We start from the raw sequence: 11,697 nt of genomic DNA, 5'->3' as shown, positions 1-11,697 counted from the left end.
CCGCCGGAGCCCCCTCTGGCCAGCGGCCGCACGAGGGGGCGCCGACGGTCAAAGGGGGCGCCGATAGGATCGAGCCCATGCGAATCGTGGTCATCGGAGCAACCGGACACATCGGCGGCGTCGTCAGCGCGGCCTTCGAATCGGGCGGGCACGAGGTGCTCCGGGCATCGCGCGGCAGCGAATGGACCGTCGATGTCACCGATCCGCGATCGGTGCGCGCGCTGTTCGAGAAGACGGGCGAAGTGGATGCCGTGGTCGTCGCATCCGGATCCGTGCCGTTCGCGCATCTCACCGAACTGACCCGCGACGACTACCTCACCGCATTCACGTCGAAGGCGCTGTCGCAGATCGACGTCGTGCGCACGGCTCTGGATCACGTGCGCGACGGCGGATCGATCACGCTCACCTCGGGTGTGCTGGCTCGTGAGCCGATCGCGACCGGAGCGGCCGCTGCTGCCGCCAACGGAGCGGTGGAGTCGTTCGTCATCACGGCCGCCGCGGAGGCGCCACGCGGCATCCGCATCAACGCCGTCTCACCGAACGTGCTCGAGAACTCGCCCGGCTACCACTCCCTGTTCGCCGGCCAGCGCCCGGTGACCGATGCCGAGATCGCCCGCGCCTACGCGCTGGCCGTGCAAGGGCTCGTGACCGGCCGCGTGATCACGATCTGACGCGCACGCTCTCTCGAGCGTCGAGCGACTGCGCGACAGCATCCATCACGAGCTGTGCCCGGAAGCCGTCCTCGATGCTCGGCAGACCTTCCGCGCGCCCACCCCTGGCGATGCGGACGAAGTCGCCGATCTGCGCGCCGGCGCCGTCGGCGAACGACGTCACGGGTACCGGCCGGCGCCGGGTTCCGGATGCCGTGCCGACGACGACATCCGGTTCGTTGGAGTCCGCACGGATCCACCCTTCGGCGCCGAGGACCTCGATCGTGATCCCGCCCGGCACCGCAGCATCCGGCGCCACACGGCTGATCGTCAACGACACCGACGCACCCGACTCGACGCTCAGATGCAGGTCCGCGTCATCGTGGTTGGTGACCTTGCGAGCGCGACCGGACCCGGCATCCATCCGCTCGGAGATCGTCGTGCGCGCGAAGGCGGTGACCTGCGTCACATCTCCGACCATCCACCGCACGAGGTCGATGGCATGCGGGCCGAGGTCGGAGATGACGCCGAGCGGCTCATCGGCGGCGTCGAAATGCCAATCCCATCCCCTCGCCGGCGTCGCGGCGGATGACTGGAGGTAACGGATGCGGACGTGCCGCGCAGTGCCGACGACCCCCGCGGTGATGTCGTCGCGCAGCTGCCGGAACAGCGGATGCCACCGCAGTGTGAAGCCCGTGAGCGCCGGGCGGTCAGCGAGCAGGTCCCGGATGCGACGGGCGCTGTCCACGTCGAGCGCGAGGGGCTTCTCGCAGAGGACAGCCGCTCGGAAGCCCGACACCGCGCGTACGGCATCCTCGTGCTGCGCCGGTGGGGTCGCGATGATGACGCCGTCGAGATCCTCGGCGACCAGCATCCGCTCTATCGAATCGTAGGCGTGCGGGATGCCGTGCGCCGAAGCGAAGTCGGCGGCCCGTGCAGAATCGCGACCGCACACGGCGACAAGGTCGATGTCGTCCACCTGGCGCGCGCCGGGGACGAGGTACGCGGATGGCCACATGCCATGGCCGATGATCGCGAGCCGGAAACGGCCGTCCCTGTGTTCGATCGCCGACCGAGTCATGCGGTCAGCGCCCCTCTTTGGCCTCGGTGTGGTGGCGGATGACCTCTGCGACGACGAAGTTGAACCACTTCTCAGCGAACTCGGGGTCGAGGTGCGCCTCTTCGGCGAGCGCACGCAGGCGGGCGACCTGCTGCTCCTCACGCTTCGGATCGGATGCCGGCATCTCATGCTCCGCCTTCAGGATGCCGACCTGCTGAGTCGCGCGGAACCGCTCGGCGAGCATGTAGATGAGCGCGGCGTCGATGTTGTCGATGCTGCCGCGCAGTCGCAGCAGCTCAGCGCGGGCGTCTTCTGCCTCGGTCATGTGTCTCCTCCTGGTCGCAGCTACGACGATATCGCGAGGGGCACAGGGAGCGGCTCCCGTCAGGCCGGATTCCACGCCATAGAGTGGGCGCATGAGCACCGATGAGCCTGGGTCGACCGACGACACGACCGCTGCCGAGGCGCCGGTCACCCGGCGGGCCGAAGCCGCGACGAAGGCGAAGCCCAAGAAGCAGAAGACGGTCAAGGCCGAGCCACCGGCAGAGCCTGAGATCAAGACCAAACCGGTCGTCGAGCCGGTGCTGTCGAACCGTTCCTTCTGGACGCGCATCGAACGGCCGTTCGCCTTCGGTTTCCTGGTCACGCTCGGGGCTCTCGCCGCCATCCTGCTCGGGCTCGCACTGTCGAACCTCTCGACCGTCATCATCTATATCGCGCTCGCGCTGTTCGCGGCGCTGGGCCTCGACCCCGCCGTGCGTTTCCTTGAGCGGCGCGGGTTGAACCGCGGCTGGGGCGTGGTGATCGTGCTGCTGGGTCTCATCGTCGCGCTGGGACTGATCATCTGGGCCATCGTCCCGGTCGTCGTGACGCAGATCGCGACCTTCGTGAAGGACGTACCGGGGATGATCGCGGACTTCCAGGGCAGCGACCTCTACGCGACCCTGGAAGATCAGTTCGGCGACCAGTTCGAAACGCTGGTCGGAGACGTGCAAGGCTTCCTCACCGACCCCGGCAACATCGCCGCGATCGGTGGCGGCGCACTGCAGGTGGGCGCATCGATCGCCAACGGCATCTCCGGTGCGGTCATCGTGCTGGTGCTCATCATCTACTTCGTCGCCACGTTGCCCGGCATCAAGACCGCAATGCTGCGCCTCGTGCCGGCACGCGACCGCGCGAACGCCGACATCATCAGCACGCAGATCACCGACTCGGTCGGCGGCTACGTCATGGGCATGGTGACTCTGGCGTTCATCAACGCCATGGTCGTGCTGGTGCTGTACACGGTGCTCGGTCTGCCGTTCCCCCTGCTGCTGGCCGTCGTCGCGTTCCTCATCACGCTGATCCCTCTTGTGGGCTCGCTGCTGTTCTGGGTGATCGGCACGGGGATCGCGCTGTTCGGCGACAACATCGTGTTCGCGCTCGTGTTCGCCGTGATCTACCTCATCTACATGCAGGTGGAGTCGTACTTCCTCACACCGCGCGTGATGAACAGGGCCATTTCGATCCCCGGGTCGCTGGTCGTGATCGGCGCCCTCGTCGGAGGCACACTGCTCGGGCTGCTCGGGGCGCTCGTGGCCGTGCCGGTCACGGCATCCATCCTGATCATCATCAAGAAGATCTGGATACCGCGTCAGGACTCCAGGGTCTAGACGCCCTCGATCGACTGATCGACCACGCCGACGAACCGGCTTCCGACACCGTCGAACTCACCGCGGTGGTGTCCGGCGGCAGGTTTCGGGAGCTCGCTCAGTGAATGGTGGCCGCACATCACATAGGTGAACTCCGGCCACCACTTCTTGGGCCTGGTCGTCTCGGTGTAGCCGCACACATCACAGGTCAGTGTGGCCCACACGGGCCGCGCACCCTTCTTGCGGTTCGCCCTGGACTGGATCAGCCATGCGGGCGGATCCTGCTCGAGAGCCGCCAGCTCGGCCTCGCTCATTCCGTCGCCGAGGCCGTGGCGGTCGACCATCTCCAAGGGGATGTCGAGCCGCTGAGCGAGATCGCGCTTCGAGATCATGCGCGTGAGTCCATTGCCATGGGCTCCATTGTCTCAGGCGGTCGCGTCGTGCACGTCGAAGGGGCCGCCCGATGCAGACCGGACGACCCCTCGATACCGCACGATCAGAGCAGGTCGTTGTCCTCGAGCCACTGCTTCGCGATGTCCTCAGGCGACTTCTCGTCGACCGTGCTCTGCACGCCGAGGGCGACGAGGTCGTCAGCGCCGAGTGCTGCGCTGACCGCATTGATGACGTCGGCGACCTCGTCGGCCACATCACTCGAGGCGATCGGCACGACGTTCGACGCCAGGATCAGGTTCTCCGGGTCTTCGAGCGCGACGATCTCCTCGGTCTCGAAGGCCGGGTCTGCGCTGTAGATGTCGGCGACCTGGATCTCGCCGGCCAGCAGTGCCTCCAGCGTGGTGTCGCCGGTAGCGGAGAAGCCGAGGTCGACGCCGTACAGCTCCTTGGCGCCGGCAGGTCCGTACGGACGCTGCTCGAACTCCGGCGCGGCGCCGATCGTGGGCTTCTCACTGACGTTCGCCAGGTCGGCGATCGTCGTGAGGTCGTTCGCCTCGGCGAACTCCTTCGTGACCGTGTAGGTGTCCTGGTCGCTCGCCTCGGCGTAGTCGAGTGCCGTCAGCCCCTCCGGCAGCGCGTCCTGGAGCGCCGTGTACACGTCCTCCGGGCTGGTCACGTCAGCCGAGTCGTCGTAGAACTCCAGCAGGTTGCCGGTGTACTCGGGGAAGAGGTCGATCGCGCCCGACTCCAGGTCGGGCATGTAGGCGTCGCGCTGACCGATGTTGAACTCGCGTTCGACTGTGATGTCGGCGTTCTCGAGCGCCTGAGCGTAGATCTCGGCGATGATCTCGTTGGAGTAGTAGGCCTGCGAGCCGATCACGATCGTGTCGGATCCGGCGCTCTCGCCGCCTTCGTCGGTGGGCGCGTCCAGCGGGTTGCTGCTCGCGCAACCGGCGAGCACGAGCGAGGCTGCGAGCCCGATGCCGCCGATGAGGGCGAGGCGTGACTTTCGTGCGGTGAACATGATGTTCCTTCCTGGTGGGGGAGTGCTGGTCAAGTGGTGGAGGCTGTGGCTGGTTCGGCCGCGGCGGGTTCGACAGCTGCCGCACGACGCGCGGCCCGCGGCGTCCGGGGGCGCGATGTCGCGGCCCGGATGCCGCCGGGCACGGCTGCCCGCTGGGCGAGCGCGAGCAGCATGTCGGCGACCAGCGCGAGCACCGCGACGAGGATGGCACCGCCGAGAACCTGGTCGAATCGGCGCAGCGGAATGCCCTGGATGATCGGCCAGCCGAGGCCGCCGAGGTTCACATATGCGGCGATGGTGACCGTGGCGATCACCTGCAGGGTCGCAGCGCGCAGTCCGCCGACGAGCAGCGGCATACCGAGCGGCACCTCGACCTTCCAGAAGATCTGCCATTCGGTCATGCCTGTCGCACGCGCGGCGTCGATCACACGGCGGTCGATGGCCTCGAGGCCGGTGTAGGCGCCGGCGAGCAGGGACGGGATCGCGAGCAGCACGAATGTGATGGTCGCGGCCTCCGGCACGCGAAGGACTCCGAGGAGCAGCACGAGAAGCACCATGAGGCCGAACGAGGGCACGGCTCTCGCCGCGCCGGAGATCGCCACCGCGACCTCGCGTCCGCGGCCGGTGTGACCGATGAGCCAACCGACGGGGACGGCGATCACCGCCGCGATCAGCACCGAGATGACGGTGTAGAACAAGTGTTGACCGAGCAGCACGGGCAGCGCGTACTGACCCTCCAGCCGCTCGGGCGAGAAGAGCCAGGCGAGAGCCTCCGCGAAGACGTTCATGCGGCGGCCCTGACGATGCGAGCCGGGCGGCGAGCCGCATTCGGCGTCTTCATCGCGTGCGTCCACGGCATCAGCGCCCGGCCGGCGAGCAGGAGGAGAAGATCGATGATCAGCGCGATCAGCACGACGGCGATGACCCCGGCGAACACCTCCGCGATGATGCGCCGCTGCAGCCCGTTCGTGAAGAGGTAGCCGAGGTTCTCCACGCCGACGAGGATTCCGACAGTGGCCAGCGAGATGGTGCTCACAGCCGTGACCCGGAGCCCGGCGAGGACGACCGGCGCCGCGAGCGGGAAGTCCACCGTCCAGAACCTGCGAAGGCCGCCGTAGCCCATCGCGGTCGCGGACTGCCTGATCGCCGGATCGACCGAATCGAGGCCGTCGGCGACCGCACGTACGAGGATCGCGATCGCGTAGATGGTGAGACCGATGATCAGATTCGCCGGATCACGGGTCGATACGCCGATCAATGCGGGCAGCAGGATGAGCAGCGCGAGCGAGGGGATCGTGTACAGCAGACCGGTGAGGACCACCACTGGTCCTCGAACGAGCCGGTAGCGCCAGGCGACCCACCCGAGCGGCAGCGACAGGAAGAAGCCGAGGACGATCGGGATCGCGCTCTGCCAGAGGTGGGCGAGCGCGAGTTCGAGGATGAGCCCGATGTTGTCGGCGATCCAGTTCACGAGGCGCCGGCCTCCTCGGCGCGGACCTCGGATGGCGCATCCGATGGCGCGTCGTCGTCGAGAAGCGCCCCCTGCGTGCGTCCCTCCGAGTCGACGACGACCCGGCCGCGCGGTGTCTGCTTGATGCGCAGTGCCCGCCTGCCGCGCTCGGCGCCGATGAACGCCGACACGAAATCGTCTGCCGGGTTCTCGATGATCTCGCTCGGGCTGCCGACCTGCACGATGCGCGCGCCCTTGTCGAGGATGACGACCTGGTCGCCCAACAGGAACGCCTCGTCGATGTCGTGCGTGACGAAGACGACGGTCTTGTCGAGCTCCTGCTGCAGGCGGATGAGTTCCTGCTGCAGATCTGCGCGCACGATCGGGTCGACGGCGCCGAACGGCTCGTCCATGAGCAGGATGTTGGGATCGGCCGCGAGGCCGCGTGCCACGCCGACCCGCTGCTGCTGCCCGCCGGAGAGCTGACTCGGGTAGCGGTCTGCGAGCGCCCGGTCGAGACCGACGGTGTCGAGAAGCGTGCGCGCGCGCTCGTGCGCCTCCTTCTTCGACGTGCCGGTCAGCCGCAGCACAGTGGAGACGTTGTCGATCACCGTGAAATGCGGCATGAGCCCGGAGTTCTGCATGACGTAGCCGATGCTGCGCCGCAACGTCACCGGGTTCTTGTCGAGCACGCTCTCACCGTCGATCTCGACGTCGCCGCCCGTCGGTTCGACCATGCGGTTGATCATGCGCAGCAACGTGGTCTTGCCGCATCCGGATGACCCGACGAACACCGTCGTCTTGCGTGACGGCAGCACGAGGCTGAAATCGTCGACGGCGAGAGCTCCGCCGGCGAATCGCTTCGAGACCGAACGGAACTCGATCATGCGTGCCCTGCTTCCGTCGCCCGGCTTATGATCCGACCTCCACCTGGCGTGGATCGAACGCGATGTGGCCGGAGATGTCCTTGCCGAGGCGTTCGAACGCGGTCGGGTACGGGTTCGGGTAGCCCCAGGCGGCGTCGGCGTACGTCTCGCCGTCGACGATCGCCGAGTGGTACTGCGCCTCGCCCTTCCAGGGACACGTGTACGGCGTGGGACTGTCGACGAGCACGCCATCCTTGACGGAGGTCAGCGGGAAGTACCAGTTGCCCTCGATCGAGATGAGATCGCTCTGGTCGGCTTCGGCGATGACGGTTCCTGCGAGTACAGCCTTCATGGTCATGTCTCCTCAGATTCGGTTTCGAGCGTATGGGAAGGGTCGGACATATGGGGCATATTCTTCGGCTGTTCGGAGCCGAGCACGAGATGGATGGGACCGCAGCGGTCTCAGGCGGAGTCCCGCCCGTACTGCTCGAGCAGCCGCAGCCAGACCTCGCTGACGGTCGGGTACGCGGGCACGGCGTGCCACAGCCGCGAGAGCGGCACTTCACCCACGATCGCGACGGTGGCCGTCTGGAGCAGATCCGCGACGTCCGGGCCCACGAAGGTGACGCCGAGGATGACGTCGCGTTCGGTGTCGACGACCATGCGGGCCTGTCCGCTGTACCCGTCCTCCCGCAGACTCGAGCCCGCGACCGCCCCGAGGTCCTGATCGATCACGCGGATCTGGAATCCGGCATCCTCGGCAGCCTTCGCCGTCAGCCCGACCGATGCGACCTCCGGTTCGCCGAACACGACCTGCGGCACGGCGGCGTGGTCGGCGGTCGCGACGTGGCGACCCCATGCGGCGTCGTCGACATCGCCACCGTTCGCGCGCGCCGCGATCACGTCGCCTGCCGCCCTGGCCTGGTACTTGCCCTGGTGGGTCAGCAGCACGCGCCCGTTCACGTCGCCCACGGCGTACAGCCAGTCGCTCCCTGTCACGCGGAGCGTGTCGTCGGTGGTGATGTACCTGCCCGGCTCGAGGTCGACGGTCTCGAGGCCGATGTCGCTGCTGCGCGGAGTGCGTCCGGTCGCGGCGAGCACTTCGGATGCTGTGACCTCCGTGCCGTCGTCGAGCGTCACCGTCACCCCTGCCGCGCCGCGCGCGACGCGCGTCGTTCCGGTGTTCGTGCGGACGTCGACGCCGAGCTCGCGCAGTCCCTTCTCGACGAGCTCACCGGCGAACGGCTCCATCTTCTCGAGCAGTCCGCTGCGTGCGATCAGTGTGACCTCCGCGCCGAGGCCGGCGTAGGCGGTGGCCATCTCCACCGCGACGACGCCGCCGCCGATGATGGCGAGGGATGCCGGAATCTCCTGCGCACTCGTCGCCTCGCGGCTCGTCCAGGGCGCGGCATCCACCAGTCCGGCTATCGGGGGGATCGCGGCATCCGTTCCTGTACTGATCGCGACCGCATGGCGGGCCTTCAACACCTTCGTCGTGCCGTCGTCAGCCGTCACGGTGACTTCGCGTGGGCCCGAGATACGGCCGTGGCCGCGGGCCAGGTCGATGCCGGCAGAGTCGAGCCACTTCACCTGACCGTCGTCGGACCAGTCGCTCGTGAACGAGTTGCGGCGGGCGAGCACGGCGCGCACGTCGAGCGTTCCGGTCACCGCCTCGGCTGCGCCGGCCACGTGCTGCGCCGCGCGCAGCGCCTGAGCGGATCGCAGCAATGCCTTGGAGGGCATGCACGCCCAGTACGAGCATTCGCCACCGACGAGCTCGCTCTCCACGATGATGGCGGTGAGCCCGCCCTGAACGGCTCGATCGGCGACGTTCTCACCGACGGGCCCGCCGCCGAGGACGATCAGGTCGTATGAATCCGTTGACATGTCGTCGCCTCTCGTCGGAACCGGTACCGCACCAGTCTTGTCGAGATGCAACGCGATGTCACCGGTCTTGTTCCCGTGCGCGGTCGCATGACTCCGGAGAAACGGGCCGAATCGGTCTCGAAGTGGACCGAATCACGCCGGAGTGCCGAGAAGCTCCGGAGTTATGCAGTCGTGGTGTACCGGCATCCGCCGGATCACGCCGTCGTCACGGGATCAGGACGACCTTCCCGCGCTGACGTCGCTGCTCTATCGCCGCGTGCGCGTCGCCGGCGCGCTCGAGCGGATACTCATCGACCGGCGGATTCACCCGGCCGTCAGCGACCGCGGCGAGTGCCCGCGCCTCAAGCTCGCGCAGCTCCGAGATCGGCCGTCCCAGTGGAACCGTGACGGTCAGCGACCGGTCGACGATGTCATCCGTGTCGATCCGCACCACCTCACCGCTCGACCAGCCGATGATCACCACGCGCCCGCCGCGCCCCAGGGCTTCGAACGCGGCCCGCCCAGTCGCACCGCCCACGCCGTCGATCAGCAGCGACGGCTCGCGCTCCCCGAGCAGTGCGGTCATCTGAGACGGCCAGGACTCATCCGTGGCATCCAGTGCGAAGAATCTCTCGACATCCGACGCCAGCCCCTCCACGACTGCCCGCTTCGCCTCACCTCCGTACAGGGCGACGACGGTCGCGCCGATCGCGAGGGAGAGGTGGACCAGCTGGCTGCCGAGCCCTCCGGATGCTCCGGGCAGGATGACGACGTCCGTCGCCTTCATCCGTGCCTCATCCAGCACGTACTGCGCCGTGCGTCCCGTGCCGATCGCCGCGACGGCCTGGGGGAAAGACACGCCGTCCGGCACAGAGTGCAGCGCGGTGGCCGGGGCCAGGGCGTACTCGGCGTAACCACCGTTCAGGAATCCGACGTGCGCGACGACCCGACTGCCGATCAACGATCCGTCGACGCCCGGACCCACCGCATCCACGGTGCCTGCCACTTCGCGACCCGGCGTCATCGGCAGTGCGGGACGCGGCATGGACGGCGGCCCCTCGGCCTGCCTGATGTTCGTGTCCACGGCATGCACTCCTGCCGCCGCAACCCGGACGCGCACCTGCCCTTCCCCCGGCTCCGGAAGGTCGGCCTCGCCGATCACGAGAACCTCCGGTCCGCCGAACTCCCGCTGCACGATCGCCCTCATGCCGTCGCTCCCTTTTCCATGTCGTCTTCATCTGATGCGGCCTCGACGTCTGCTGCGACTCTGACGGTCGCGACATCGTCCGGGGACCCGACCCGCTTCGCCAGGACCACCGCCACGGCCGCGATCGCCCCCGCCAGTGCGAACACCGCGGTGAACGGATCCGCGATCGTCGCGAGCGCGGCGAACAACGTGCCGGTGATCGCCAGCACCATCGCGCTGCCGAACGAGTCGGCGACCGTCATGGCCGAACTGTTGAAGCCCTGATTCGCTGGCGTCGACAACGACAGCGTCAGCACGCTGCTCCGGGGGCTCATGAGTCCCATGCCCGAACCCGCGACGACCCATGCGACGGCGATGACCAGAGCATCCCACTGCAAGGCGGAGGTGGCCAGCACGAGAGCGATGCCCACCAGCACGAGCGCCGTTCCGACGCGCAGGGCGGTCACATTCGACAGTCGGGCGCCCATCCGCCCCTGCACCGTCGACGCGGTCGACCACGCCAGTGCCCCGCCCGTCAGTGCGAGCCCGGCGAGGGTCGGCGTGAGCAGGTAGCGGTCGGTCAATAAGTACGGCACGTACACGTTGGCGCTGAAGAAGGCGCCGGACATGAGCCCGCGCACGAGGATCACCGATGGAAGGCCGCGGCGTGCGATCAGCGTCCCCCGAGGCACCAGCGGCCGCACGGCGATCAACGCGATCACGACCGCGGCCACCGCCAGCACCGGACCGACACCGGGTATGTCGCCGACGAGATTGAGCGCGAGTACGGCGAGCGCTGCGAGAACCGACCAGCCGAGCCGGCCGAGCGCCCAGGGCGCCGTCGCATCACCGCCGCCGGACAGACCGCGAAGCGCCGGAACCACCATCAGCAGCGCGGCCAGGGCGAGCACGACGACGCCGAGGAAGACCCAGTGCCAGCTCCACAGATCGGTCACCACAGCCGCGATTGTGGGGCCGATCAGCGACGGCACGACCCACGCCGCGGCGAATGCGGCGAAGATCGCCGGATGCTTGTCCTGTGGGTACACCCTGGCGACCACGACGTAGAGCGCAACCATCATCGCCCCACTGCCCAGCCCCTGCACGAAGCGGCCGGCCACGAGGATCTCCATGGTCGGCGCGAGTCCGGCGATGAGCAGGCCTGCGACGAACGCCGCCACAGACGTGTACAGCGCGGCGGTCGGTCCTCGGCGATCGGACCAGTTTCCTGCGACGACCATGCCGATGACTCCCGTGGCCAGCGGTCCGGCGAAGGCGAGCGCGTACAGCCGCTCTCCGCCGAGCTCGTCGCTCACGACCGGCATCACCGTCGTGACGGCCAGCGATTCGAATGCTCCGAGGAACACGAGAGCGCATGCCCCGATCGTGATCCAGAGGTACGTGCCGCTCATGATGCCCGGTGCGGGCGGCTCGGCGGCCCGCACTTCTCCTGTGTCCGTCGTCATTCCCCCGACGTTAGAACCTCAACCATGGTTGAGGTCAAGCGGGGCACACTTGTCAGTCCGAAATACAGATGTCAGTCGATCCGGGCCGATTCCGACATGCATGTG

Annotated in this window: 13 protein-coding genes; 2 read left to right on the top strand and 11 right to left on the bottom strand. The window is 68.0% G+C overall.

The window, feature by feature from the left end:
• The first annotated feature begins 77 nt into the window (after positions 1–77).
• Positions 78–671, top strand: a complete 594-nt coding sequence (locus ACYVG2_RS05730; RefSeq protein WP_460780078.1) for a short chain dehydrogenase — start codon at positions 78–80, stop codon at positions 669–671.
• Here the strand turns inward: ACYVG2_RS05730 and ACYVG2_RS05725 are convergent.
• Entirely contained in the window at positions 661–1,731 is a 1,071-nt protein-coding gene (locus ACYVG2_RS05725; protein WP_460780076.1) for a Gfo/Idh/MocA family protein, read from the bottom strand. The genes ACYVG2_RS05730 and ACYVG2_RS05725 overlap by 11 nt on opposite strands.
• A gap of 4 nt (positions 1,732–1,735) precedes the next feature.
• Positions 1,736–2,035 (bottom strand): chorismate mutase, encoded by a 300-nt coding sequence (locus ACYVG2_RS05720; protein WP_448967041.1) that lies wholly within the window; start codon positions 2,033–2,035, stop codon positions 1,736–1,738.
• Between the two features lie 91 nt (positions 2,036–2,126).
• On the opposite strand from ACYVG2_RS05720, the gene ACYVG2_RS05715 reads away from it, so the two are divergent.
• Entirely contained in the window at positions 2,127–3,362 is a 1,236-nt protein-coding gene (locus ACYVG2_RS05715; RefSeq protein WP_460780075.1) for an AI-2E family transporter, read from the top strand.
• On the opposite strand, the gene ACYVG2_RS05710 is transcribed toward ACYVG2_RS05715, so the two are convergent.
• The 9 genes from ACYVG2_RS05710 to ACYVG2_RS05670 all read right to left on the bottom strand — a co-directional run bounded on the left by ACYVG2_RS05710 (position 3,359) and on the right by ACYVG2_RS05670 (position 11,592).
• Positions 3,359–3,733 (bottom strand): hypothetical protein, encoded by a 375-nt coding sequence (locus tag ACYVG2_RS05710; protein ID WP_460780074.1) that lies wholly within the window; start codon positions 3,731–3,733, stop codon positions 3,359–3,361. The genes ACYVG2_RS05715 and ACYVG2_RS05710 overlap by 4 nt on opposite strands.
• 104 nt (positions 3,734–3,837) lie before the next feature.
• Positions 3,838–4,758 carry an ABC transporter substrate-binding protein gene (locus ACYVG2_RS05705; RefSeq protein WP_448967044.1) on the bottom strand — a complete coding sequence of 307 codons (921 nt, stop codon included), beginning with the start codon at positions 4,756–4,758 and terminating at the stop codon, positions 3,838–3,840.
• A gap of 29 nt (positions 4,759–4,787) precedes the next feature.
• Positions 4,788–5,546: an ABC transporter permease gene (locus ACYVG2_RS05700; RefSeq protein ID WP_460780073.1), complete on the bottom strand. Its 759-nt coding sequence runs from the start codon at positions 5,544–5,546 to the stop codon at positions 4,788–4,790.
• Complete coding sequence (locus tag ACYVG2_RS05695) at positions 5,543–6,229, bottom strand: ABC transporter permease (protein ID WP_460780072.1); 687 nt, start codon at positions 6,227–6,229, stop codon at positions 5,543–5,545. Before ACYVG2_RS05695 ends, ACYVG2_RS05700 begins: the two co-directional genes overlap by 4 nt.
• Entirely contained in the window at positions 6,226–7,095 is an 870-nt protein-coding gene (locus ACYVG2_RS05690; protein ID WP_448967047.1) for an ABC transporter ATP-binding protein, read from the bottom strand. Before ACYVG2_RS05690 ends, ACYVG2_RS05695 begins: the two co-directional genes overlap by 4 nt.
• A gap of 25 nt (positions 7,096–7,120) precedes the next feature.
• A complete protein-coding gene (locus ACYVG2_RS05685; RefSeq protein ID WP_448967048.1) occupies positions 7,121–7,426 on the bottom strand; it encodes a DUF427 domain-containing protein in 306 nt (101 codons plus the stop codon).
• Positions 7,427–7,536: 110 nt separating this feature from the next.
• Positions 7,537–8,961, bottom strand: a complete 1,425-nt coding sequence (locus tag ACYVG2_RS05680; RefSeq protein WP_460780071.1) for a dihydrolipoyl dehydrogenase family protein — start codon at positions 8,959–8,961, stop codon at positions 7,537–7,539.
• A gap of 205 nt (positions 8,962–9,166) precedes the next feature.
• Positions 9,167–10,147: an alcohol dehydrogenase catalytic domain-containing protein gene (locus ACYVG2_RS05675; RefSeq protein ID WP_460780070.1), complete on the bottom strand. Its 981-nt coding sequence runs from the start codon at positions 10,145–10,147 to the stop codon at positions 9,167–9,169.
• Positions 10,144–11,592, bottom strand: coding sequence for an MFS transporter (locus ACYVG2_RS05670; protein ID WP_460780069.1), 1,449 nt, complete (start codon positions 11,590–11,592; stop codon positions 10,144–10,146). Before ACYVG2_RS05670 ends, ACYVG2_RS05675 begins: the two co-directional genes overlap by 4 nt.
• Between the last annotated feature and the right edge of the window lie 105 nt (positions 11,593–11,697).

The sequence above is a fragment of the Microbacterium shaanxiense genome, assembly GCF_054779995.1.
Note: the sequence above shows the minus strand (reverse complement) of the source record. Positions and strands in the feature narration are given on the sequence as shown.

Bases quoted from the DNA above. Each gene is read 5' to 3' on its own strand.
- ACYVG2_RS05730 (WP_460780078.1), top strand. From the start codon at position 78: ATGCGAATCGTGGTCATCGGAGCAACCGGACACATCGGCGGCGTCGTC.
- ACYVG2_RS05725 (WP_460780076.1), bottom strand. From the start codon at position 1,731: ATGACTCGGTCGGCGATCGAACACAGGGACGGCCGTTTCCGGCTCGCG.
- ACYVG2_RS05720 (WP_448967041.1), bottom strand. From the start codon at position 2,035: ATGACCGAGGCAGAAGACGCCCGCGCTGAGCTGCTGCGACTGCGCGGC.
- ACYVG2_RS05715 (WP_460780075.1), top strand. From the start codon at position 2,127: ATGAGCACCGATGAGCCTGGGTCGACCGACGACACGACCGCTGCCGAG.
- ACYVG2_RS05710 (WP_460780074.1), bottom strand. From the start codon at position 3,733: ATGATCTCGAAGCGCGATCTCGCTCAGCGGCTCGACATCCCCTTGGAG.
- ACYVG2_RS05705 (WP_448967044.1), bottom strand. From the start codon at position 4,758: ATGTTCACCGCACGAAAGTCACGCCTCGCCCTCATCGGCGGCATCGGG.
- ACYVG2_RS05700 (WP_460780073.1), bottom strand. From the start codon at position 5,546: ATGAACGTCTTCGCGGAGGCTCTCGCCTGGCTCTTCTCGCCCGAGCGG.
- ACYVG2_RS05690 (WP_448967047.1), bottom strand. From the start codon at position 7,095: ATGATCGAGTTCCGTTCGGTCTCGAAGCGATTCGCCGGCGGAGCTCTC.
- ACYVG2_RS05685 (WP_448967048.1), bottom strand. From the start codon at position 7,426: ATGAAGGCTGTACTCGCAGGAACCGTCATCGCCGAAGCCGACCAGAGC.
- ACYVG2_RS05680 (WP_460780071.1), bottom strand. From the start codon at position 8,961: ATGTCAACGGATTCATACGACCTGATCGTCCTCGGCGGCGGGCCCGTC.
- ACYVG2_RS05675 (WP_460780070.1), bottom strand. From the start codon at position 10,147: ATGAGGGCGATCGTGCAGCGGGAGTTCGGCGGACCGGAGGTTCTCGTG.
- ACYVG2_RS05670 (WP_460780069.1), bottom strand. From the start codon at position 11,592: ATGACGACGGACACAGGAGAAGTGCGGGCCGCCGAGCCGCCCGCACCG.